The following is a 22,161-nucleotide window of genomic DNA, read 5'->3' as shown; positions in this document are numbered from 1 at the left end:
GCTGGTCAGCCCTTCACCGCGCCGGTCAGGACACCCTTGGCGAAGTGCCGCTGCAGGAACGGGTAGACGATGAGGATGGGGACGATCGACACGACGAGGATCGCCATCTGGATGGACGCCTGCGGGGGCAGGGCGTCGGAGCTCGTGCCGAGGTCGGCGCCGCCGAGCTGTGCGTTGTTGATCACGTAGGTGCGGAGGACGAGCTGCAGGGGCCACTTCGCGGTGTCGTTGATGTAGAGCAGCGCGTTGAAGAAGGCGTTCCAGTAGCCGACCGCGTAGAACAGCCCGATCACCGCGAGGACGGCCTTCGACAGCGGGAGCACGATGCGCAAGAAGACCCCGAAGTCCCCGGCGCCGTCGATCCTGGCGCTCTCGATGAGCTCCTTCGGGATGTTCATGAAGAACGACCGCATCACGATGACGTTGAACGCGCTGAGGGCCGTCGGCAGGATGAGTGCCCAGTACGAGTCGAGCAGGCCGAACTGCTTCACGACGAGGTAGTTCGGGATGAGCCCGGGTGCGAACAGCAGGCTGACGAGCACCAGGCTCAGGATGAACCCGGATCCGTAGGAACCCGGTCGGCTGAGCGCGTACGCGAGCATCGCACTCACGAACAGGCTGATCACCGTCCCGACCACGGTGATCCCGACGCTGACGAGCAGCGCCCGGGTGACGACGCCGCCGGCGAAGATGCTCTCGTACGCGCCGAAGTCGAGCCCCTTCGGCCACATCACGAACCCGCCGGCGTCGTTCACCTGGCTGGTCGGGGCGACGGACGTCGACACGATGCCGAGGAACGGCAGCAGCACGACGAGGCAGATGACGAACAGCACGAAGCCGGTCAGCATGCGGCCGGGCAGCGGCGGGGCGTCGAGTCGCTTCCGCTTGGTGTTCCGCGGGCCGGGGACGGTGACGCTGCGCGTGGCGCTCATCGGGACTCCTTCTGGTAGACGCCCGACTCACCGAAGACGTGGGCGAGCTTGTTGGCGCCGAGCACGAGCAGCACGCCGACGACGCCCTTGACGAGTCCGACGGCAGCGGCGACGCCCCACTGCCCGCCGAGCACGCCGTTGTTGTAGACGTAGGTGTCGAGGACCTCGCTCGCGGACCGTCCCACGGCGGCCTGCTGGAGGAGGATCTGCTCGAACCCGACGGTGAGCGAGTCACCGAGCCGCAGGATGAGCAGCAGGATGATGATCCCCCGCATGCCGGGCAGTGTGACGTGCCAGAGCTGCCGCATGCGGCTCGCGCCGTCCATCTTCGCGGCCTCGTACAGGCTCGAGTCGATCTGCGAGAGCACCGCGAGGAACAGGATCGTGGCCCAGCCGGTGTCCTTCCAGATCACCTGGCTGGTCAGCAGGGCGATGAACCCGTGCGGGTTGCCGAGGAAGTCGATCGCGTCGCCGCCGGCTGCTCGGATGGCGTTGTTCACGAGGCCGGACCCGCCGAGGATCTGCTGGAACACGGCGACGACTATCACCCAGGACAGGAAGTGCGGCAGGTAGAGGACCGACTGCACGATCTTCTTGATGCGCTCCGACAGCAACGAGTTCAGCATCAGCGCCAGGACGATCGGCGCCGGGAACACGAAGACGACCTGCACGAGGGTGATGACGAGCGTGTTCCGCAGCGCGCCGAGGAACTCCGGGTCGCCGTTGACGATCACCGCGAAGTTCTCGAACCCGACCCATGGGCTGCGTCCGAGCGGGACGAACGGCAGGTACTCCTGGAACGCGATGAGGTTGCCGAGCAGGGGCAGGTAGTGGAAGCCGAGCAGCAGCGCGACGCCCGGGAGCCCCATCAGGAGCAGCACCTTGTCCCGCTTGATGCGCTCCCACGTGTTCCGTCGCCGCAGGACGGGTGCCCGGGGCGGCGCCGTCCGTCTGGTCCCTGCCGCGGGTTGCACGCGGTCGTCGAGCTTCGTCACTCCTGGCCTCCTCCGTTGGATTCCTGAGGTGACCCTGTCGGTCGCGGCAACGTTGCGGCAACTGGTTGCCAAACGTTTCCATCGTTGTAACGGTCCAGTGATCGCTCACTCGCGCGCGAGTGGCAGGCTGGCGGCATGACCTTCGAGCAGCACGCGCACTCGTTCGGAGCCGCCGCCGACGCCTACGAGCGTGGTCGGCCCGGGTACCCGGCGTCGGTCGCCGCGTGGCTCGCACCGGATCGGGTCGCGCGGGCAGTCGACGTGGGAGCCGGCACCGGGAAGTTCACCGCGACGCTGCTGCCCCGCGCGGCCTCGGTCACCGCGGTGGAACCCGACGCGGCGATGCGGGAACGCCTGTCGGCCGTGGTCCCAGGCGTCGAGGTGCTCGAGGGCACGGGTGAGGCGATCCCGCTCCCGGACGGCGGCACCGACCTCGTGACGTTCGCGCAGTCGTGGCACTGGGTGGACCCCGTCGCCGGCGCGGCCGAGGTCGCCCGCGTGCTGCGCCCCGGCGGAGCCCTCGGGCTGATCTGGAACGTGCGGGACGAGTCGGAACCCTGGTCGGAGCGGCTCGGGGACATCATCAGGCGCCCGGAGTTCCGCGTGACGGAGTACGACCGGCCGATCGTCGGCGCGCCGTTCCACGACGGCGAGTACCGGGCGTTCACCTGGGTGCACGAGCAGTCCCGGTCGGACTTCCTCGACATGGTGGCCTCGCGGAGCTACGTGATCGTGCTCCCCGCGGCCGAGCGTGACGGCCTGCTCCGGGACGTGGCCGGCCTGCTCGACACCGACCCGGCGACAGCCGGACGGGCCACGATCGCGGTCCCGTACGTCACCCACGTGCACCGGTACGTCCGTCCCTGAACCGGGATCGCCGTCGCCTGGCGCTACGGTTGCACCATGCGTGCGACCGTGCGGGACGTCGCGGCCCTCGCCGGGGTCTCGCCGAAGACCGTCTCCAACGTCATCAACGGCGGTGTCGTCGTCCGCCCGGAGACCCGAGAGCGGGTGGAGCAGGCCCTCGCGCAGCTCGACTACGTGCCGAACCTCTCCGCCAGGGGCCTGCGCAACGGACGCTCGGGCGCGATCGCGTTGACGCTGCCCGAGATGAGCAGCGCGTACTCCGCCGAGCTCGCTCGGTGGTTCGTCGAACTCGCACGCGACCGCGACTGGGTCGTGCAGCTCGACCAGACCGCGAACGACCCCGAGCGGGAGCGCGAACTCGTGTCCCGCGCCAGGGCGCACCTCGTCGACGGCCTGATCCTGAACCCCGTGACGCTGAGCGCCAGTGTCCTCGCGTCGACCGCCGGGCTCCCGCCGACCGTCGTCATCGGCGAGGTCGAGCCGGAACACGTCGACCAGGTGCACGTGGACAGCGTCGCGGCCGCGACCGAGGTCACGCAGTACCTGCTCGACCGCGGGCACCGGCGGATCGCCGCGGTCGGCGCCCCAGAGCCCACGGCCGACCACACCAGGATCACCGCGACGAGCGAACTGCGCGTGAGCGGGTACGAAGCGGCCCTGACGGCCGCCGGGGTCACGCCGGACCCGTCGCTGCGGGTCCCGCTGTCGTCGTGGTCGACCTCCGACGCTGCCACCGCGTTCGCCGTGTGGCTCGACGAGCACCCGCTGCCCGACGCGGTCTTCGCGTTCACGGACTCGATCGCGTTCGGCGTGCTGCACGTCCTGGCCGCGCGGGGCATCCGCGTGCCGGACCAGGTCAGCGTGATCGGGTTCGACGACATCGACGGCGCCGCCTACGCGATCCCGGCACTGACGACGGTGTCCTTCGACCGCAGGGCCTTCGCCGACGCCGCGCTCGACCTGCTCACCGCACGCATCGCCGACCGCGACGCCCCACCGGCCACGGTGGTGATCCCGCACCGCATCGTCGAGCGCCAGAGCGTACGCTCCGCGCCATGACCTCCGCCGACGCGTCGATGCCGACCCTCGCCGCAACCGTCCTGCAGTCCCCCGAGCCGCTCGTGCTCGCCCGGTTCTACGGGGCGCTGACGGGCTGGACCGTGTACGAGGACGACCCCACCTGGGCACGCATCCGCCCCGAGGACGGCCCTGGGCTGTCCGTGCAGTTCGAGCCCGAGTGGGTCCCGCCGACCTGGCCGGGCACGAAGGACGCTCCCGGGATGCAGCTGCACCTCGACTTCCAGGTGGAGGACCTGCCCGCGGCGGTCGAACGTGCCGAGACACTCGGTGCGACCCAGGCGGAGTACCAGCCGCAGGCCGACGTCCGCGTGATGCTCGACCCGGACGGTCACCCGTTCTGCCTGTTCCTGCCGGGCGCCTGACGCACGCCCGACCGGACGCGCAGCGGGGTCAGTCCGCGACGGCGTCGAGGACCACGTCGCGGGTGCTCGGGTCGCCGAGGATCCGGAAGTGCCCACCGACGGGCACTCGGACGTTGCGGGCTCCCGTCAGTTCGCTGCCACCCGGGATGAGCGTGTCGAACACCCCGTAGACCGACGTGATCCGGGAGTTCGTCTCGAGCTGCTGCGCCAGACCAGCGAGGACGGGGTCCGTCGCCCGGAACACCCGGAGGTGCGGCACCGGCGCGAGGTCCGCCAGCACCGACCCCGCGAACGGCGTCGACACCGCGACCATGCGGTCGATGCGTCCGTCGCCGTCGAGCTCGGTCATCGCGTACTTGCCGATCAGGCCGCCCTTGCTGTGGGCGACGATCACGACGTCCCTGAGGTCGTGCTCGACGAGGTACGCCATCACGTCCGCTGCCGAGACCGGCACCGGCCGCACGTTGTGCCGCAGCACCGCGACGACGTGCACGGGGTGTCCCCGGTCGTGCAGGGCGTCCATGAGCGGGCGCATGAAGTGCCACGTCTCGTACACACCGGGGATCACGACGACGGCGCTCTGGTCGCCGTCACGGTAGTCGTCCGCCGTGGTCGGCCCGAGGCTGCTGATCTGCCACCTGGCGGCGTAGATCCAGTCGAGGACGGCCCACCACGCGCGCTGCGCCAGCCCAGGGCCGGGAGGCACGGGTCGGTCCGTCAGCGGCGGCTCGCCTCCGCGGGCACTCACCTCGTCCGTCACCCGACCGACAGTACGCACCGCTCGATTCGCAGGCGCACGGCAGCGTGATCATCGGACACTGATAGCCGACGGGCGTGGAATGCCGACATGGACGAGCAGCACGAGAACGCACCGGCCGAACGGGCCGCAGACTGGAGCGCGGCACCGGCGCCGACCTCGACGGTCGACCCCCAGCAGCCGTACCGCGCGGAACCGAACGGCTGGTACGGGCAGGGACCGGGTCCCGTCGGCCCGACCGCCTGGTACGGCGCTGCTGCACCGGGTGGGCAGCGCTCCGACAAGCCGCGCCCGCCGTGGTTCTGGCCGGTGCTCGCGATCGTGATCGGTGTGGCGGCACTCCTGGTCGGCGGCGGTGCTGGTTTCGCGATCGGCCACGCGATCGGCGAGCACCAGTCGCGGTCGTCGACCACGCAGGTCCCCGGGCAGGGCTCGAACGGGTTCCCCGGAGGGACCGATGGCGGGACGAACCAGTTCCCCGGGCAGGGAAGCTGAGGACTACGCTCCGACCATGCGGAAGGTCACGGCAGGGCTGTTCACGTCGGTCGACGGCGTCGTGCAGGACCCGTACGAGTTCCAGTACGACAGCTTCGACGACGAGCTCGGCGCCGGGATGGGGTCGTTCATGGCCCGCACCGACACGGTCCTGCTCGGTCGCAACAGCTACGCTGAGTGGTCAGAGTGGTGGCCGGCCCACCCGGAGGACCCCTTCGGGCAGTGGATCAACCCGATCGAGAAGTACGTCGCGTCGACCACGCTCGGCGACGACCTGGCGTGGCAGAACTCGACGCGCATCCAGGGCGACGTGCACGAGTTCGTGCGGGACCTCAAGCAGCGTGACGGCGACCACATCGCGGTGTGCGGCAGCGTCACGCTCGTCAGGAGCCTGTTGTTCGCGGAGCTCCTCGACGAGCTGCAGCTCATGGTGCACCCGGCGATCGCCGGACGCGGGCGGAAGCTCTTCGAGCCGACCGACCCGGCCACGCGCCTGCGTCTGGTCGACAGCACCGTCACGAGCAAGGGCAACGTGGTGAGCACCTACGCGCCGCTGGCGGTCTGACGGCGGCGATCCGAGCCTCTCCCCACCGACACGGCCGGCACGCCGCTGGCGCGTCGCGCCGGAACCGGCGGCGTGGGCCCAGACCGGCGGTACCGTTGACGGTGACCAGCACGCCATCCGAACCGGAGCCCACCATGCCGCAGGACACCCGCCCGCACGTCGTCATCGTCGGCGGTGGATTCGCCGGCGTCGCCGCCATGCGCGAGCTCGCGGACGCACCGGTCCGGGTGACGCTCGTCGACCGACACGTCTACAACATGTTCCAGCCGCTCATGTACCAGGTGGCGACTGGCGGGCTCAACGCCGGGGACGTGACGTACTTCCTGCGAAGCCTCCGCGCGAAGCAGGACAACGCCGAGTTCCGGCACGGGCTCCTCACCGGCATCGACCCGGTGGGCAAGGTCGCCGAGATGTCCGACGGCGAGCACCTGCACTACGACCAGCTCATCCTCGCCAACGGCGTGAACACCAGCTACTTCGGGACCCCGGGTGCGTACGAGTACGCATACTCGATGTACTCACGCTCGCAGGCGCTCCGCATCCGCGACGAGCTCTTCACCCGGCTCGAGGAAGCCGCGGCGAACCAGGGGCCCGACGAGATCAAGATCGTCATCGTCGGTGGCGGCGCCACCGGCGTCGAGATGGCCGGTGCCCTCGCCGAGCTCCGCGACCAGGCACTCGAGGGCGCCTACCCGGAGATCCTCCCGGGCAACATCACGATCACCCTCGTGCACCGGAGCGGTGAGCTGCTGAAGCCGTTCGCGCCGCGGCTCCGTCGGTACGCGGCGAAGGTGCTGCGGAAGCGCGGGGTCATCCTCCGCCTGAACACCGGCGTGGCCGAGGTCCTGCCCGACGGGGTGAAGACCGCCGAGGGCGAGTTCATCCCCGCGTCGCAGGTCATCTGGGCCACCGGGGTCGCCGCCCACAAGGAAGTGTCCAACTGGAACATGCCGCAGACGCACGGCGGTCGGATCAAGGTGGACGACGACCTCAGCGTGCAGGGCGTCGACGGGATCTGGGCGGCGGGTGACATCGCCGCGCAGGACGACGCCCTCGCGCAGCTCGCCCAGCCGGCGCTGCAGGGCGGGAAGCACATCGCGCGGCAGATCGTCCGCTCGCTCGAGGGCAAGCCGACCGAGCACTTCAAGTACTTCGACAAGGGCACCATGGCGACGATCGGCACGAACGCCGCCGTCGCCCAGCTCCGCGGCGGGATCACGATGGTCGGGCCGGTGGCCTGGGCCGCGTGGGTCGTCGTGCACATCGCGTCGCTGCTCGGGAACGGGAACCGTCTCTCGACGCTGTCGCACTTCTTCGTCCGGTACCTGTGGTTCATGCGGAAGCGGGCGATCCCCATCGTCGGCGACGTCCGCCCGGTGCGCCCGAACGGCGACCGCGAGCCCGAGCCCTGGCAGATGCAGAAGGCCGAGTAGCGCGGGGCGGAAGTCGGCGGGGTCCGACTCGGAACGACGAAGTCGCTGTCGTACGACAGCGACTTCGTCGTTCCTACCGGCGTGCGGATGCCCGCGCGTGCAAGGAGCGACAGGATCGCTGTCGTACGACGACGAGGCTGTCGTTCCGGGTCGGCAGACGGACCCGCCCGCTACGAGACCCGCACGTCGAAGTACGCGCCCGCGGCGATGTCCTCGGCGAGGGTCGGGCCCGTCGGGGTCCAGCCGAAGCGCTCCTGCGTCTCGGTCGACGTCGCGGACATCTCGAGCCCGAAGAACCGCCCGATGAACCCGAAGTGCGACTCCGCGTCCGCCGGGTCGATCGAGGTCACCGGCAGCCCGAGTCCCTCGCCGATGGCCTCGGCGATCGAGCGCGTGGAGACGACGGGCTCCGCGACGACGTGCAGTCGGGTGCCGGCCGGGGCGCTCTCGAGCCCGAGGCGCACGAGTCGAGCCGCGTCGGAGCGGTGCACGGCCGACCAGTTGTTGGTCCCGTCGCCGATGTAGCCAGAGACGCCCTGCTGCTCGGCGGCTGCGACGATCGCCGTGATGAACCCGTGGTCGCCGATGCCGTGCACGGTGGGCGCGAAGCGCGCTGCGACGGTGCGGACCCCCTGGTCGACGAAGTCGAAGCCGCGGTTCTCGCTCCCACCGCGCATCGAGTCCGGGCCGACGAACGGGTTCGGGTCTGCCTCGGTCGCCGGACGGTCGGAGGCGAGCCCCGCGATGCCCGACGCCACGATGAACGGCCGGTCGCTGCCGGCGAGCGCCGTACCGATGGTCTCGACGACGGCGCGCTCGGCCGCGTTCGTCGCGACCGGGTTCGCCCAGTCGTGCTTGTTGGCGAGGTGGACGACGCCGTCTGACTCGGAGGCGCCGCGGCGGATGGCGTCGAGGTCGTCGAGGTCGCCGCGGAGTGCGGTGGCGCCCGCCGCCTCGACGCGGGCGACGGAGGCGTCGGACCGGGCGAGGCCGACGACCTGGTGGCCGGCGGCGACGAGCTCGTCGACAGTGGCGGAGCCGATCCAACCGGAGGCTCCGGTGACGAATACGCGCATGGTGTGTCCTTCCAGAACAGTGATGTCATTGACTGACATCAGAAACCGTACACCTCGATGTCATGCGCTGTCATCAGTAGACTCGCCCCCATGGCTCGATGGCAACCCGGAACGCGTGAACGGCTGCAGGCGACGGCACTGCGGCTGTTCCAGGAGCAGGGGTACGACCGGACGACGGTCGCGGAGATCGCCGCGGCCGCCGACGTCACCGAGCGCACGTTCTTCCGGCACTTCGCGGACAAGCGCGAGGTGATCTTCGCCGGGCAGGACGACTTCCTCGCGATGTTCATCGACCCGATCGCCGACGCCCCCGCCGATGCGCCGCCGTTCGCCCTGATCGCCCGGTCCCTCGACTCGGCCGGGCACTTCTTCCCCGAGGAGCGCCGTCCGTTCTCGCGGATCCGGCAGACGATCATCGACTCCGAACCGTCACTGGGCGAACGCGAGCTCGCCAAGCTGGCAACGCTCAAGGTCCGGCTCGGCGAGGTCCTGCGCGACCGCGGGATCGGCGAACCGGCGGCGACGCTCGCTGCGGAGACCGGGGTGACGGTGTTCCACCTGTCGTTCCAGCAGTGGATCGCCGAGGAGGAGGTCCGTCCGTTCGCCGACATCGCCCGGGAACGACTCGACGCCCTGACGAGCATGGTGACCGCCACCGCGCTCTGAGGTCGTTCTTGGCCGAGCGGGGCATCCTGGCACGGGTCAGCGAACCCGATCCTGTCGAGGAGGCGATGTGTCGACCACCACGCTCGAGCGGACGCCCGTGGCCGCGCCCGCCCGGACCCGAGCGGACACCCACGGCCCCCTGGCACACCGTGCCACCGCACTCGACGGCCTCCGCACGGTCGCGATCCTGGCCGTGATGCTCTACCACCTGCACGTCCCCGGCTTCGAGGGCGGCTTCATCGGCGTCACCGTCTTCTTCGTGCTCTCCGGCTTCCTCATCACGACGCTGCTCCTCGGCGAGCACCGGCGCACCGGGCGCGTCCGGCTCGGCGCGTTCTGGCTGAAGCGGATGCTGCGGCTCTACCCGGCCCTCCTGGTGCTCGTCGCCGCGGGCCTCGCACTCTGGTCGTGGGTCGGCGACTACAAGGGCGCGTCGTTCTCCGCCGGTGAGGCCGCCGTGATCGCCCTGACGTACACGGGCAACCTCTTCCGGGCGTTCTGGAACACGACGCAGGGCGTCTTCGCGCACACCTGGAGCCTGTCGATGGAGGAGCAGTTCTACCTGGTGTGGCCGATGGTGCTGGTCGCGCTGTTCGCACTCCGTGCACGCCGTCGCCTGCTGCTGACCGGGCTCGGCGTCGCGATCGCCGGTGGCGCGACGGCATCGTGGCTGAGCTACCGGACGCCGAGCGGCGGCTCGACGCCGGACGTGTACTTCTCCCCCGTGCTCGGACTGGTGCCGCTGGCGACCGGGTGCCTCTTGGCGATCCTGCTCGACGACGAGCGGATCCGTGCGTGGGCCGGCGGTCTCGCCGGACACATCGGCACCTGGGTCGGGATCGCCCTGCTCGTCGGCGTGCAGTACTGGATCGATGACGACTGGACGCAGCACGCGTGGACGTTCGGCCTGCTCCTGCCGGGGACGGGCGTCGTGTCCGCCGTGCTCATCGGCGGCCTCGTGTCGGTCAGGAGCCCCCTGTCGACCGCGCTGTCGTGGACCCCGGTGGCCTGGTTCGGTCGGCGCGTCTCGTACTCCGCGTACCTCTGGCACCCGCTCGTGATCGCCCTGCTCGGGACCGTCGCGGCGAGCGCCTTCGGAGCCTTCGACTGGATGTGGCTGATGGCCGGGGCGATCCTGGTCGCCGTCGGTGCGGCCTACGCCGTCGAGGTGCCGGTCGAGCGGCTCCGCCGCCGCTTCCGGGAGGCTCGGCGCCTGTTGGCAGCGGAGCGTGCCGCTGCGCAGACGGGCGGCTGAACCCCCGGACACGCACCGCTCCGTAGGCTCGGCCCGTGACCGCCCCGCGAACCGGAGTCCTGGTGGCCGGCGGTGGGCCCGTCGGACTGTTCCTCGGCGCACTCCTGGCGCACGCGGGCGTCGACGTGCAGGTGTGGGAGGCGCGGTCCTCGGCACCGGCGGGCTCACGGGCGATCGGCATCCACCCGCCGTCGCTCGACGCACTCGGCACGATCGGCGCCGCGCGGCCGGTGCTCGACGAGGCCTGCCTGGTCCGGACCGGCGTCGCCAGGAGTCGCGGGCGGACCCTCGGCACCCTGTCGTTCGCACTCGCCTCGGCCACGCACCCGTACGTCGCCACCCTCGACCAGCACCGCACCGAGGCGATCCTCCGCGCGAGGCTCGCCGCCGTGGCTCCCGACGCGCTCCGCACCGGCACCCGGCTGACGGCACTGACACGGCACGCAGACCACGTCGACGTGATCGGCACCGGGGAGGACGGGCCGATCGGGCTCCGTGCCGCGTTCGTCGTCGGGGCGGACGGCGCCAGGAGCACGGTCCGCAGGCTCCTCGGGATCGGGACGACCGGTCGCGAGTACCCCGAGCAGTACGTCATGGGCGACTTCGCCGATCCGGAACCGGACACGGCGAGGAGCTCCGCCCTGGTCGACGTCGGACCGCACGGCGTCGTCGAGTCCTTCCCGCTGCCCGGGGCGCGTCGCCGGTACGTCGTGCTCACCGGTCGCGGCGCGAGCACCACCGAGCGGGTCAGCACCGAGGAGATCAGCACCGACGCGGTCAGCGCCGCGACGCTCGTCCGTGCCGTCCGGGAGCGGACGGACGCCGCCGTGGACGCCGACACCTGTTCGATGCTCGGCGGCTTCCGGGTGCGGCGCACCGAGGCGGACCGGATCGGCGTGGGACGTGCGCTCCTGATCGGGGACGCCGCGCACGAGATCAGCCCCATCGGCGGCCAGGGCATGAACCTCGGGTGGCTCGACGCCGCCGCACTCGCTCCCCTGCTGACGGAGGCGGTCCGCACCGGCGCGGCCGGACCCTGGCCGGAGTACGCCGCCCGCCGCCAGGCGGTCGCTCGGCGTGCCGCACGCCAGGCCGAGGCGAACATGGCGCTCGGACGACCGGCGACGGGGCCGAGGTCGCTGGCACGCGAGGTCCTGCTGCGGACGGCCCTCGGCCTCCCGTCAGCGCACCTGCTCGCCCGCGTCTACGCGATGCGGTGGTGCTGACCGCGTCAGGCGACCAGTCGCGCGCCCGCGAACCCGAGCTCCACGACGAGCACCAGTGACGAGACGATCACCAGCCGGAAGAGCGTCCGGGTCGGTGGGCCGGTGAGGACGAGCCGGATCCCGACCACGGCGAGGACGACCACGACCACCGTGCCGACGATCGCGAGCACGACCCCGACACCGCGCACGGGATCGTCCCCGCCGAGCTGCCCGACGAGCACCAGCCCGGCGGCCACGACCAGCGACGCGAAGGCGAGCACCCCGGCGGCGTGCAGCCCGAGCCGGTGCGGGAAGCCCCTGACCCCCGTCGCCGCGTCGTCCACCAGGTCGGGCAACACGTTCGTGCAGTGGATCGCGACGCCGAACACCGCCCCGGTGGCGATCGCCCATGGTGCCGGGAGCTGCGCGGCGGGACCGGCCGCGACCGCGACGACGGGGAGCAGCCCGAACGCGACGACGAACGGCGCGACCGACCAGACCGACCGCTTCAGGCCGGCGTCGTAGGCCCACCCGGCTCCGACGAGCACGAGGTGCGCGACCGCTGCGACGGGACCGAGGAACAGCGAGAGCACCACGGCGACCCCGGCGGTGACGAACGCCACGGTCCGGACGGTCGACACGGCCACCAGACCCTGCGCGACGGGTTTGTCCGACCGCCCGACACTGCGGTCCCGGTCGGCGTCGATCCAGTCGTTGGCCAGGCCGATCGACAACTGCCCGGCGACCACGGCCGCGGCGACGAGGACGACGAGCCACGCCGGGTGGCCCACGGCGCTCGCGATGACCGCCGCGAGCACCGTGACGGTCAGCGTCGGGCCGGGGTGCGACGAGGCCAGGAGCAACCGCGCCGTGGAGGTCATGCGGTCAGCCTAGGTGGGCGGGAGTGCGACGACCCGTTGCCCGTCCCACGGTTCCGTCCACCCGAGCCGGTCGAACAGCGCGTCGAGCAGCATCGCGGTGAACCCCCACACCACGTGCGTCCCCGAATCGGTGTCGACGCTGAAGGCGGGCCCACGCCACTCGCGTCCGTCGCGGCGGATCACCGTGACACCGCGGTGTGCCGGGTCGAGCAGGTCCGCGACCGGGACCCGGAACACCGCTGCCGACTCCGCGACGTCGACGACCCGGACCGGAGACGGGTCCCGCCACCACCCGATGACCGGGGTGACCAGGTGCCGCGAGAAGTCCAGCGGCTGTGCGGCCAGGGTACCGAGGACCTCGACGCCGGACGGGTCGAGCCCTGTCTCCTCCTGGGCCTCCCGGAGGGCGGCAGCCACGGCGTCACGGTCACCGGGGTCGACGCGTCCACCGGGGAACGCCACCTGCCCTGGATGCGCACGGAGCGTGGTGGCCCTGGCGAGCAGCAGCACGTCGAGGTCGCGAGACACGGCGGCGTCCCGCGCGGTGCTGGTGCTCGGCACCCGGTCGAGCACGCCGAAGAGGATGAGCACCGCTGCACGTCGGAACGAGGAGCTGCCGTCCGCGGGCGCCGCGGCGACGTCCTGCCGGGCGACCCCTGCGAGTTCGGTCCGCGCGCTCACCCCTGCAGCCTATGCGTGCTGCGGTGTCCGGACCGGCCGTCGCCACCGCACGACCCCGGACGCCAGGGCGATGCCGAGCAGGATGACGACGCCACCGACGGGCTCGTTCCACCGGATCCGCTCCCCCAGCACGAGGACGCCGAGCACCACCCCGACCACGGGCGTCAGGTACGTGACCGTGGACGCCCTGGCGGCGCCCCACGCCTGCACGAGCCCGGTGTTCCACATGTAGGCCAGCCCCGTCCCGACGCACCCCAGTGCGACCATCGCGGCCACGATCCTCCAGTCCAGCTGCACCGGCGAGAGCGCCGTGAACGGAGCGACCAGCAGCATCAGCCCCGCACCCAGCGTGAGCTGCACGGTCGTGAGGGTGATCGCGTCGTGGCCGCTGCCGGCGACGAACCGGCGCATGTAGGCCAGCCCGAAGCCGTAGCAGGCGGTCATCCCGAGCAGGGCGAGCTGCGCGGGCACCGTCGCGAGCACCGCCGGGTCGCCGATGAGGTCCCACGGCCCGACCAGGACGAGCACGCCGACGATCCCGAGCAGCACCCCGACGAGCTGCTTGCCACGGAGTCGCTCGGACGGCAGCAGCAACGGCATCGCGAGCAGCACCATGATCGGCGTCGTCGCGTTGTAGATGCTCGCGAGCCCGCTCGGCACCGTCTGCTCCGCCCACGCCACCAGGGACGACGGGATCGCGTTGAGGAACACCGCGACGACGAGCAGGTGCCCCCAGAGCCGTGGCGACCGCGGCCAGCGACGACGGGTGGCGAGGAGGATCACGACGAGCGTCACGGCACCGAGGAGCACCCGTCCGAGCGCGACCTGCTGCGGGGAGAGCCCCTCGAGCCCGATCTTCATGAAGAGGAAGCTCGATCCCCAGGTGAGTGCGACGAGCACGAACAGGATGCCGTTCATGCCGCTAGTGTCGAGCCAGCCGCCGACATGAAGCAAACGCATCGGGTTCATGCAGGCATGAAGGAAGCACATGAACATCACCCTCGCCCAGCTCCGCGCGCTCGTCGCCACGGTCGACCGCGGATCGTTCACCCTCGCCGCCGCGACGCTCGGGATCGGCCAGTCCGCCGTCTCGCACGCCGTCGCCGGTCTGGAGCGCGAGGTCGGCGGTCAGGTCCTCCGGCGCGGCGGCGCGGCCGCCCCCACACCGCTCGGGGAACGACTGATCGGTCACGCCCGCAGCGTGCTCGCCTCCGTCGACGCACTGGAGGCAGTGGTCCGGCCCGGCACGGCGCGCGGCACCGTGCGCCTCGCGGCCGTCCCCACCGTCTGCCAGGGCCTGCTGCCGCGGCTCCGCGACCTGTGGGCGGTGACCCTGCCGGACGTCGACGTCCAGGTCTACGAGGGCGACGACGACGAGATGCCGGAGTGGCTCGAGGCGGGCACCGTCGACGCCGCCGTGCTCGTCGACCCGGCGCCCGTGCCCGACGGCGCGGTCGTGGGCGCGCGCGACGAGATGGCCGCCGTGATCCGACGCGAGCACCCCCTCGCCGACGCAGCGGCCCTGACGCTCGACGACCTGCACGAGGACGGCCTGGTCGCCGGCGGCGGCGGGTGCGAGCACCAGATCCAGCGGATGCACGAGATCGCCGGGCAGCCGTTCCGCTACGCCCACCGGGTGCGGGAGATGAGCACGATGTTCGGCATGATCCAGCGCGGCGAGGGCGTGTCCGTCGTCCCGACGCTCGGGAGGGTGATGCTGCCGGACGACCTCGTGATGGTGCCGACGACGCCGAGGCTCGAGCGGACGCTGGTGCTGAGCGGTCCGTCGTCCCGGCCGTGGCACCCGCTGGCGAGGGCCCTCGTCGACGCGGTCTGAACGACGCGGTCTGAGCCGTCCTCCGGTCGACGCTGGAAGGATGGATCGATGGCCGAGACGCACGTGAAGACCTTCACCGATCCGAACGAGGCAGCAGCGGAAGCCGCGGGGCTCGAGTGGCTCGCCGCGGCAGAGGAGTCCGGCGGGACCCGCATCGCCCGGGTCCTCGACCGGCCGAGCCCGACGGCGCTCGACCTGGAGCTGATCTCCGACGGCTCCCCGACGAAGGCGCAGGCGGAACGCTTCGGCCGCTCGCTCGCGCACACGCACGCGTCCGGTGCACCGCACTGGGGAGCGCCGTCGCCGGGGTTCCCGTCCGGTGGACCGCTGCGGATGGGTCGGTCCGGCACGCCGTTCGTCGCCGCCGCCGATGCCCCGGCCACGTGGGGCGAGTTCTTCGCGGAGTACCGCATCCGCGACTTCGTCCGGCGGATCGTCGACCGGGGCGGATTCGACGCGGGCGAGGCTGCGCTGCTCGAGCGGGTCGCGCAACGCGTCCAGGACGGGCAGTTCTCATCGCCCCAGCCGGCGCTCGTCGGTGCGCGGCCCGCGCGGCTGCACGGCGACCTCTGGGCGGGGAACGTGCTCTGGCCGACGGACGACTCCGAGCCGACGGGGGCCGTGCTCATCGACGCCAACCCGCACGGCGGGCACGCGGAGACGGACCTCGCGCTCCTCGGGCTGTTCGGGCTGCCGCGGCTCGAGACGGTGCTGGCGGGGTACGACGCCGAGTCGCAGCTGGCCCCTGGGTGGCAGGAGCGCGTCGAGCTCCACCAGCTCGCCCCACTGCTCCTGCACGTGTTCCTGTTCGGCGGGTCGTACAAGTCCGCCACACTTCGGGCCGCGTCCCGGTACGCCTGACGGGTGCCCGCCGGCCGGATGCCTGCCTGCCGGACCGCCGCCGGTCGAGTGCGCAGAAATGGCGGCCCGGCGACCAACGCACCCACCACGTCCGCGCACTCGACGCCGGACACCGGGCGCCCGACGGGCGGGACGGGCGCGCTCACTGCACCCGAGCCTCCCGGCTGTCCCCGGCGCCCCTCGGACCGAACCCGCAGCGCCGCCCGCATGCACGCCGGTCGAGTGCGCAGAAGCGGCGGCCCGGCGTCCCTCGCGCCGACCACTTCCGCGCACTCGATCCCGGCACCGCCCCCCTGAACCGGGCGCCGCCGCCGGGCCGCGGCCGGTCGAGTGCGCAGAGCTGGCGACCGGGCGCCCAGTGCGACCGCACCTTCCGTGCACTCGTTGCGCCGGCCGCCCGACGCTCGGGACGGGCCTCAGCACACTTACCCGGCGCACAGGTCACGCATGGGGGTGTTCGGGGAACGCCCCGGATGCTCATGGACATGACCACGTACCCGATCCCCGTGACCGATCGACGCGACCGTGCGCACTCGGGTGCGCAGACACGTCGGAGAGCCGTCGCCCGCCTCTTCCTCGGCGAGCGCGAGGACGCCCGCTGGCTCCGGCCGGCCTTCTGGGCGCTCCTCGTCGTGACCGCCGTCGTGTACCTCTGGAACCTCAGCGAATCCGGGTACGCGAACTCGTTCTACGCCGCAGCCGTGCAGGCCGGCACGAAGTCGTGGGAGGCGTTCTTCTTCGGCTCCCTCGACTCGTCGAACTTCATCACCGTGGACAAACCGCCGGCGTCGCTCTGGGTGATGGTCCTGTCCGCGAGGCTCTTCGGCTTCTCGTCCTTCAGCCTCCTGCTCCCCCAGGCCCTGATGGCCGTCGGGTCCGTCGCGCTGGTGTGGGGCACGGTCCGCCGGACCCTGACCCGCCTGGGGTCGACGACCGCGAACGTCGGCGCGCTGCTCGCCGGGTTCGTCGTCGCGGCCACACCGGCCGCGGCGCTGATGTTCCGCTTCGACAACCCGGACGCACTCCTCGTGCTGCTCATGACCGCCGGCGCGTACTGCACCGTCCGAGCGCTCCCGACGGGCAGCTGGCGGTGGATCGCGCTCGCCGGTGTCGCCCTCGGCTTCGCGTTCCTGACGAAGATGCTGCAGGGGCTCCTCGTCCTGCCGGCGTTCGGGCTCGTGTACCTGATCGCCGCACGGACCACGTGGCCGAGGCGCATCGTCGGCCTCCTCATCGCGGCCGGGTCCCTGGTCGTCGCCGCCGGCTGGTGGGTCGTCGCGGTGTGGTTGTGGCCCGCCGACTCCCGCCCCTACATCGGCGGCTCCACGAACAACACCGTCCTGGACCTGGTCTTCGGCTACAACGGGCTCGGCCGCATCTTCGGCGGCTCGGGCAACGGCGGTGGTGGCGGCGGGATGACCGGCGGTACCGCAGGCTCGTCGTTCGGTGGGTCGACCGGCCTGGACCGGTTGTTCTCGTCGGAGATGGGCCTCGAGATCTCCTGGCTGCTCCCCGCCGCGCTCATCGCCCTCGTGCTCGGCCTGGTCGTGGTCGGACGCCGGACGATCGGCGACCCCGTCCGTGCCGGTCTCGTGCTCTGGGGCGGATGGCTCATCGTCACCGGGCTCGTGTTCTCGTACATGTCCGGCACGATCCACCCGTACTACACGGTCGCGCTCACCCCGGCGATCGCGGGCCTCGTCGGCACCGGCGGCGCGCTGCTCTGGAACGCCAGGAACCGGATGACCGGACGCCTGGGCCTCGCGGGCATGATCGGCATCACGGCGTTCTGGGGCTGGTGCCTGCTGAACGAGAACCCGACGTGGCTGCCGTGGCTCCGCTGGGTGGTGCTCGCCGGCGGGCTGCTGTCGGCCGTCGCGATCGTCGTCGGCAGCGTCCCGTCGCTCCGCAAGCTGGTCGCCGTCGGCGTCCTCGCCGGGACGCTCTTCGGGCTCACCGGCACCACCGCCTACGCGCTGGCCACCACCACGGTGGCGCACTCCGGCTCGATCCCGAGCGTCGGTCCGTCGGGATCGTCCGGTGGCGGGATGGGCGGCGGGGGCATGCCGGGAGGCACGGGCGGACCAGGCGGGACGCCCCCCGGCGGCACGTCCGGCGAGATGCCGGAACCGCCGAGCGGTTCCTCCGGCGAGATGCCGGGCGGGACCCAGGAGGGTTCCGGAGACGGGACGGGCGATGCGGGATCGGGGACGAGCCTCCCGACCGGTGACGCGACCGGCGGCGGAGGCGAGGGCGCGTCGACGTCGTCGGCACTGCAGAAGCTGCTCGAAGCGACGGACACGAAGTGGGCCGCCGCCGTGAACGGGTCGCAGTCCGCCGCGCAGCTGGAGCTCGACACCGACACCGCGGTGATGGCGATCGGCGGCTGGTCCAGCGACCCGACACCGACGCTCGCCGAGTTCAAGGCGTCCGTCGCCGACGGGAAGATCGCGTACTACATCGCGTCCGGGAACGGCGGTGGCATGGGCGGCGGATCGTCCACGGCCAGCGCCATCCAGGAGTGGGTCGCGGCGAACTACGAGTCCACCACCGTCGGCGGACAGACCGTCTACGACCTGACGAGCGGGAAGTAGGCTCGGCCCGATGGCCGACCGACTGCTGCAGCGCACCGACGGGAGCCCCGTCCGTGCCCTCGTCGTGGACGACGAGCACGCGCTCGCCGATGCCGTCCGCCGCGCGGTGGAGGCGGGCGGCTGGTCCGTGCACGCCGTGCACCGCGGCCGCGACGTGCTCTTCGCCGCGCGGGACTTCCAGCCGGACGTGATCGTGCTCGACGTGATGCTGCCGGACATCGACGGGTTCCAGGTGCTCGACAGGCTCCGGGACGCCCGCGACGACGTCCGGGTGCTGTTCCTCACCGCCAAGGACTCGTCCGAGGACCGGCTCGCCGGGCTCACCCGGGGCGGCGACGACTACCTCACGAAGCCGTTCGGGGTGGCGGAGCTCCTCGTCCGAGCGCGGATCCTGGCACGGACCTCGGCGCGGGTGGCATCCGCTCCGTCCGGCATCGTCGTGGGCGACATGGTGCTCGACGAGGACGCCAGGACCGTGACCCGGTCCGGCTCCCCGATCGAGTTGACCCCGACCGAGTTCGAACTGCTGCGGTACCTCGCGCGGAACGCGAACCGGGTGCTGTCGCGGGAGCACATCCTGACGAACGTGTGGGGCATGGACTTCGGGTCGTCGTCGAACCTCGTGGACATGTACGTGTCGTACCTGCGGAAGAAGCTCGACGTCGGGCGCTCGCCGCTCGTGCAGACCGTACGCGGCGCCGGGTACGTGTTGCGGCCGTGAGCGCTCGCGCTCGGCGGGTGCCGTCGCTGCGGTGGCGGCTCGTGGGTGCCGTGGCGTTGCTGCTCGTGGCGACGAACCTCGTCGTCGGGGTCGTGACCGTCGTCGCCTACCGCGGGTACCTCGTGGGGCGGCTCGACGCGGAGCTGTCCACGGCGGCGAACCGGACGCTCGGGCCCGGTGGGTCCCCGTCGCCGCCTCCCGGTGCGGACTCCGGTGACCGCCCGGACCCGGGGAACGCGTTCATCGGCGCTCCCGGACAGGCCGCAGGGACGGTCGTGGCGATCTACCGCGACGGCTCCTCCGTGCTCGCCGGGTACACCGACAGCAGCGGCCAGCAGCACGGACTGACGTCGGCGCAGGAGTCCACGCTGTCGTCCGTCGACGCCGACGGCGCCCAGGTGACCGTGTCGCTCGGGTCACTCGGCACCTACCGCGCGCAGGCGATCGGGTCGTCCGGCGACGTCTACGTCACAGCGCTGCCCCTCGACGACCTGCGTGCGTCCGTGGTCCGGCTCGTCATCGTGATCGGCAGCGTCACACTCGTCGGGCTCCTCGTCGCCGTGTGGGCCGGCGCGATGCTCGTCCGCCGCTCCCTGCGTCCGCTCGAACGCGTGGCCGAGGTCGCATCGAGCGTCACCGGGCTCGACCTGGAGCGGGGCGACACCGACATCCCCGTGCGGGTCGCCGACGTGGACCTGGCGCAGAACCGCGAGGTCGGCGCCGTTGGTTCGGCGCTCAACCGTCTCCTCGGGCACGTGGCCCGCGCGCTCACCGTGCGACGCGATGCCGAAGCCGGCATGCGCACCTTCATCGCCGACGCGTCGCACGAGCTCCGCACCCCGATCGCGACCGTGCGGGCGTACGCCGAACTGTCCTCCTCGTCGTCGGACGTGGACGCGCTCCACCAGAACGTCGACCGGATCGGACGCGAAGCCGTCCGCATGGGGTCGCTGGTCGACGAGCTGCTGCTGCTCGCCCGGCTCGACGCGGCGTCCTCCGGGACGGTCGTCCGTGCCGCCGACCCCGTCGACCTCACGTCGCTGGTCGTCGAGGCGACGATGGACGCCCGCGCGACCGCTCCGTCACACCGGTGGACACTGCAGGTCGACGACGAGCCGATCGTCGTGTCCGGGGACGAGGGTCAACTGCGCCGGGTGGTGACGAACCTGCTGGCGAACGCGCGGACGCACACACCAGCGGGGACCGCCGTCGTGGTGTCGTTGCAGCGCGTGGCCGGGACGGAGCCCGGCGAGGTGCGGTTCGTCGTGGCGAACGACGGGCCGCCGATCCCGGCCGAGGTGCTGCCGACGCTGTTCGACCGGTTCACCCGTGGTGAGGCCTCTCGCTCCCGGGAGCACGGGACGAGCGGCCTCGGGCTGGCCATCGTGCGCGGGGTCGTGGACGCGCACGGCGGCACGGTGCGGGTGGTGTCGGAGCCGGGGCGGACGGCGTTCACGGTCTCGCTGCGGCCCTGAGGCGCCTCGCCCCCTCGGACCGACACGGGTTCTTACCGTCGGCACAGGGCCGTGCTCCGGTTCCCGTAGGGGCACTGCCGAGCATCAGCGGTATGACGGAGACGAACCCCACCCTCGACATCGACATCGTCGTCCCCTGCTACAACGAGCAGGACACGCTCGCGGCCCACGTCCGGCGCCTGCACACGTTCTGCCGGACGTCGCTGTCCCACACGTGGCGGATCACGATCGCGGACAACGCCTCGACCGACGACACCGCCCGCATCGCCGACGACCTCGCCGCGATGCTCGACGGGGTCCACGCGGTGCACCTGCCCGAGAAGGGCCGCGGTCGGGCACTCAAGGCCGTGTGGGGCGCGTCCGACGCCCGGGTGCTCGTGTACGTCGACGAGGACCTCTCCACCGACCTCGCAGCGCTCGAGCCGCTCGTGGCACCGCTGCTCTCCGGCCACTCGGACCTGGCGATCGGCACCCGGCTGGCCGGTTCGTCGCGGGTGGTGCGGGGCGGCAAGCGCGAGTTCATCTCGCGCTCCTACAACCTGCTGCTCCGGACCACGATGGGCGTCTCGTTCTCCGACGCCCAGTGCGGCTTCAAGGCGATCACCCGGCAGGCGGCGGAGCACGTCCTGCCCCTCTGCGAGGACGACGCGTGGTTCTTCGACACGGAGCTGCTCGTGATCGCCGAACACGCGGGCCTGCGCGTGCACGAGGTCCCGGTCGACTGGGTCGACGACGTGAACTCGTCCGTGGACATCGCGTCGACCGCGACCGAGGACCTGAAGGGCATGTGGCGGGTGTCGCGCGGCCTGGCGACCGGGCGGATCCCCGTCGCGCCGGTCTACGAGGCGATCGGCCGCCAGCCGTTCACGACGCCGCACGTGGGCATCGTGGGACAGGTGCTCCGGTTCGGTGCGATCGGTGTCGTGTCGACGATCGCCTTCGCGGTGCTGTACGCGCTGTTCCGCCCGGCGATCGGCGCACAGACCGCCGACTTCCTCGCGCTCCTCGTCACCGCGATCGGGAACACCGCGCTGAACCGACGGTTCACGTTCGGCGTGCGCGGTCGGTCCGGCGCCGGACGCCACCACGTGCAGGGGCTCGTCGTGTTCGGCATCGCGTGGGCGATCACGTCGGGGTCCCTCGTCGTGCTGCACGCGACGGCGCCCGGGTCGTCGCACGGCGCGGAGATCGCGGTGCTGACGGGGGCGAACCTGCTCGCGACCCTGGTCCGCTTCGTGCTCTTCAAGGCGTGGGTGTTCCGCACGCGTCGTCGTCCGGAGGTCATCCGCGCCGGCACCACCCCCGCCGCCGAGGCCACGACCGAGGCGCTGCCCGTGACGGACGCCACGACGCGCACCGCCCCGACGACGCGCTGAGCACAACCGGAGCAGCGGTGTTGCGCTGTCGGTATACCAACGCTTAG

General features: G+C 71.9%; 22 protein-coding genes. 15 read left to right on the top strand and 7 right to left on the bottom strand.

Features of this window, described 5'->3' with window-relative positions; genetic code table 11:
- Positions 1 to 5 precede the first annotated feature (5 nt).
- A complete protein-coding gene (locus tag ACEN9V_RS16200; RefSeq protein WP_402729961.1) occupies positions 6 to 848 on the bottom strand; it encodes a carbohydrate ABC transporter permease in 843 nt (280 codons plus the stop codon).
- A gap of 80 nt (positions 849 to 928) precedes the next feature.
- The gene (locus ACEN9V_RS16195) at positions 929 to 1,927 is read right to left on the bottom strand and encodes an ABC transporter permease (protein WP_413601166.1); all 999 of its coding nucleotides are present in this window, start codon (positions 1,925 to 1,927) and stop codon (positions 929 to 931) included.
- 135 nt (positions 1,928 to 2,062) lie between these two features.
- Here ACEN9V_RS16195 and ACEN9V_RS16190 point away from each other — a divergent pair, with 135 nt between their 5' ends.
- The 3 genes from ACEN9V_RS16190 to ACEN9V_RS16180 are packed head-to-tail and all read left to right on the top strand — an operon-like array spanning position 2,063 to position 4,236.
- The gene (locus tag ACEN9V_RS16190; protein WP_413601165.1) at positions 2,063 to 2,794 is read left to right on the top strand and encodes a class I SAM-dependent methyltransferase; all 732 of its coding nucleotides are present in this window, start codon (positions 2,063 to 2,065) and stop codon (positions 2,792 to 2,794) included.
- 36 nt (positions 2,795 to 2,830) lie between these two features.
- On the top strand, positions 2,831 to 3,853 hold the full coding sequence (locus ACEN9V_RS16185; protein ID WP_413601164.1) for a LacI family DNA-binding transcriptional regulator: 1,023 nt from the start codon (positions 2,831 to 2,833) through the stop codon (positions 3,851 to 3,853).
- Positions 3,850 to 4,236: a VOC family protein gene (locus ACEN9V_RS16180; RefSeq protein WP_413601163.1), complete on the top strand. Its 387-nt coding sequence runs from the start codon at positions 3,850 to 3,852 to the stop codon at positions 4,234 to 4,236. The genes ACEN9V_RS16185 and ACEN9V_RS16180 overlap by 4 nt, the downstream gene beginning before the upstream one ends.
- 28 nt (positions 4,237 to 4,264) lie before the next feature.
- On the opposite strand, the gene ACEN9V_RS16175 is transcribed toward ACEN9V_RS16180, so the two are convergent.
- The gene (locus ACEN9V_RS16175) at positions 4,265 to 4,996 is read right to left on the bottom strand and encodes an esterase/lipase family protein (RefSeq protein ID WP_413601162.1); all 732 of its coding nucleotides are present in this window, start codon (positions 4,994 to 4,996) and stop codon (positions 4,265 to 4,267) included.
- Positions 4,997 to 5,083: 87 nt separating this feature from the next.
- On the opposite strand from ACEN9V_RS16175, the gene ACEN9V_RS16170 reads away from it, so the two are divergent.
- From ACEN9V_RS16170 to ACEN9V_RS16160, 3 genes are all read left to right on the top strand, one after another.
- Positions 5,084 to 5,488, top strand: a complete 405-nt coding sequence (locus ACEN9V_RS16170) for a hypothetical protein (protein WP_413601161.1) — start codon at positions 5,084 to 5,086, stop codon at positions 5,486 to 5,488.
- Positions 5,489 to 5,504: 16 nt separating this feature from the next.
- Positions 5,505 to 6,053, top strand: a complete 549-nt coding sequence (locus ACEN9V_RS16165) for a dihydrofolate reductase family protein (RefSeq protein ID WP_413601160.1) — start codon at positions 5,505 to 5,507, stop codon at positions 6,051 to 6,053.
- 101 nt (positions 6,054 to 6,154) lie between these two features.
- Complete coding sequence (locus ACEN9V_RS16160) at positions 6,155 to 7,486, top strand: NAD(P)/FAD-dependent oxidoreductase (RefSeq protein ID WP_281265578.1); 1,332 nt, start codon at positions 6,155 to 6,157, stop codon at positions 7,484 to 7,486.
- A 170-nt stretch (positions 7,487 to 7,656) separates the two neighbouring features.
- Here ACEN9V_RS16160 and ACEN9V_RS16155 read toward each other — a convergent pair whose 3' ends face one another.
- Entirely contained in the window at positions 7,657 to 8,562 is a 906-nt protein-coding gene (locus tag ACEN9V_RS16155; RefSeq protein WP_413601159.1) for an SDR family oxidoreductase, read from the bottom strand.
- Between the two features lie 90 nt (positions 8,563 to 8,652).
- Between ACEN9V_RS16155 and ACEN9V_RS16150 the strand changes: the two genes are divergently transcribed.
- The 3 genes from ACEN9V_RS16150 to ACEN9V_RS16140 all read left to right on the top strand — a co-directional run bounded on the left by ACEN9V_RS16150 (position 8,653) and on the right by ACEN9V_RS16140 (position 11,709).
- Positions 8,653 to 9,228, top strand: a complete 576-nt coding sequence (locus ACEN9V_RS16150) for a TetR/AcrR family transcriptional regulator (RefSeq protein ID WP_413601158.1) — start codon at positions 8,653 to 8,655, stop codon at positions 9,226 to 9,228.
- A gap of 67 nt (positions 9,229 to 9,295) precedes the next feature.
- Entirely contained in the window at positions 9,296 to 10,483 is a 1,188-nt protein-coding gene (locus tag ACEN9V_RS16145; RefSeq protein ID WP_413601157.1) for an acyltransferase family protein, read from the top strand.
- Between the two features lie 35 nt (positions 10,484 to 10,518).
- Complete coding sequence (locus tag ACEN9V_RS16140) at positions 10,519 to 11,709, top strand: FAD-dependent oxidoreductase (protein WP_413601156.1); 1,191 nt, start codon at positions 10,519 to 10,521, stop codon at positions 11,707 to 11,709.
- Between the two features lie 5 nt (positions 11,710 to 11,714).
- On the opposite strand, the gene ACEN9V_RS16135 is transcribed toward ACEN9V_RS16140, so the two are convergent.
- From ACEN9V_RS16135 to ACEN9V_RS16125, 3 genes are read right to left on the bottom strand one after another with little or no spacing between them, the layout of a single operon-like run.
- On the bottom strand, positions 11,715 to 12,569 hold the full coding sequence (locus tag ACEN9V_RS16135) for a UbiA family prenyltransferase (protein WP_413601155.1): 855 nt from the start codon (positions 12,567 to 12,569) through the stop codon (positions 11,715 to 11,717).
- Positions 12,570 to 12,578: 9 nt separating this feature from the next.
- Complete coding sequence (locus tag ACEN9V_RS16130) at positions 12,579 to 13,250, bottom strand: NUDIX hydrolase (protein WP_413601154.1); 672 nt, start codon at positions 13,248 to 13,250, stop codon at positions 12,579 to 12,581.
- A gap of 9 nt (positions 13,251 to 13,259) precedes the next feature.
- Positions 13,260 to 14,168, bottom strand: coding sequence for a DMT family transporter (locus ACEN9V_RS16125; protein WP_413601153.1), 909 nt, complete (start codon positions 14,166 to 14,168; stop codon positions 13,260 to 13,262).
- 70 nt (positions 14,169 to 14,238) lie between these two features.
- On the opposite strand from ACEN9V_RS16125, the gene ACEN9V_RS16120 reads away from it, so the two are divergent.
- From ACEN9V_RS16120 to ACEN9V_RS16095, 6 genes are all read left to right on the top strand, one after another.
- Positions 14,239 to 15,087, top strand: coding sequence for a LysR family transcriptional regulator (locus ACEN9V_RS16120; protein WP_413601152.1), 849 nt, complete (start codon positions 14,239 to 14,241; stop codon positions 15,085 to 15,087).
- A 48-nt stretch (positions 15,088 to 15,135) separates the two neighbouring features.
- Entirely contained in the window at positions 15,136 to 15,948 is an 813-nt protein-coding gene (locus ACEN9V_RS16115; protein WP_413601151.1) for a fructosamine kinase family protein, read from the top strand.
- Positions 15,949 to 16,433: 485 nt separating this feature from the next.
- Positions 16,434 to 18,542, top strand: coding sequence for an ArnT family glycosyltransferase (locus ACEN9V_RS16110; RefSeq protein ID WP_413601150.1), 2,109 nt, complete (start codon positions 16,434 to 16,436; stop codon positions 18,540 to 18,542).
- Between the two features lie 10 nt (positions 18,543 to 18,552).
- Positions 18,553 to 19,263, top strand: a complete 711-nt coding sequence (locus ACEN9V_RS16105; protein WP_413601149.1) for a response regulator transcription factor — start codon at positions 18,553 to 18,555, stop codon at positions 19,261 to 19,263.
- Entirely contained in the window at positions 19,260 to 20,738 is a 1,479-nt protein-coding gene (locus ACEN9V_RS16100) for a sensor histidine kinase (RefSeq protein ID WP_413601148.1), read from the top strand. Before ACEN9V_RS16105 ends, ACEN9V_RS16100 begins: the two co-directional genes overlap by 4 nt.
- 92 nt (positions 20,739 to 20,830) lie before the next feature.
- Positions 20,831 to 22,114 carry a glycosyltransferase gene (locus tag ACEN9V_RS16095; RefSeq protein WP_413601147.1) on the top strand — a complete coding sequence of 428 codons (1,284 nt, stop codon included), beginning with the start codon at positions 20,831 to 20,833 and terminating at the stop codon, positions 22,112 to 22,114.
- Positions 22,115 to 22,161 lie beyond the last annotated feature (47 nt).

It is taken from the genome of Curtobacterium sp. Curtsp57 (genome assembly GCF_047324335.1).
Classification (GTDB): domain Bacteria; phylum Actinomycetota; class Actinomycetes; order Actinomycetales; family Microbacteriaceae; genus Curtobacterium.
Note: the sequence above shows the minus strand (reverse complement) of the source record. Positions and strands in the feature narration are given on the sequence as shown.

Coding starts and splice junctions, on each gene's coding strand:
- ACEN9V_RS16150 (WP_413601158.1), top strand. CDS start 8,653: ATGGCTCGATGGCAACCCGGAACGCGTGAACGGCTGCAGGCGACGGCA.
- ACEN9V_RS16125 (WP_413601153.1), bottom strand. CDS start 14,168: ATGAACGGCATCCTGTTCGTGCTCGTCGCACTCACCTGGGGATCGAGC.
- ACEN9V_RS16095 (WP_413601147.1), top strand. CDS start 20,831: ATGACGGAGACGAACCCCACCCTCGACATCGACATCGTCGTCCCCTGC.
- ACEN9V_RS16180 (WP_413601163.1), top strand. CDS start 3,850: ATGACCTCCGCCGACGCGTCGATGCCGACCCTCGCCGCAACCGTCCTG.
- ACEN9V_RS16200 (WP_402729961.1), bottom strand. CDS start 848: ATGCTGACCGGCTTCGTGCTGTTCGTCATCTGCCTCGTCGTGCTGCTG.
- ACEN9V_RS16110 (WP_413601150.1), top strand. CDS start 16,434: ATGACCACGTACCCGATCCCCGTGACCGATCGACGCGACCGTGCGCAC.
- ACEN9V_RS16120 (WP_413601152.1), top strand. CDS start 14,239: ATGAACATCACCCTCGCCCAGCTCCGCGCGCTCGTCGCCACGGTCGAC.
- ACEN9V_RS16185 (WP_413601164.1), top strand. CDS start 2,831: ATGCGTGCGACCGTGCGGGACGTCGCGGCCCTCGCCGGGGTCTCGCCG.
- ACEN9V_RS16105 (WP_413601149.1), top strand. CDS start 18,553: ATGGCCGACCGACTGCTGCAGCGCACCGACGGGAGCCCCGTCCGTGCC.
- ACEN9V_RS16170 (WP_413601161.1), top strand. CDS start 5,084: ATGGACGAGCAGCACGAGAACGCACCGGCCGAACGGGCCGCAGACTGG.
- ACEN9V_RS16135 (WP_413601155.1), bottom strand. CDS start 12,569: ATGACCTCCACGGCGCGGTTGCTCCTGGCCTCGTCGCACCCCGGCCCG.
- ACEN9V_RS16165 (WP_413601160.1), top strand. CDS start 5,505: ATGCGGAAGGTCACGGCAGGGCTGTTCACGTCGGTCGACGGCGTCGTG.
- ACEN9V_RS16115 (WP_413601151.1), top strand. CDS start 15,136: ATGGCCGAGACGCACGTGAAGACCTTCACCGATCCGAACGAGGCAGCA.
- ACEN9V_RS16190 (WP_413601165.1), top strand. CDS start 2,063: ATGACCTTCGAGCAGCACGCGCACTCGTTCGGAGCCGCCGCCGACGCC.
- ACEN9V_RS16155 (WP_413601159.1), bottom strand. CDS start 8,562: ATGCGCGTATTCGTCACCGGAGCCTCCGGTTGGATCGGCTCCGCCACT.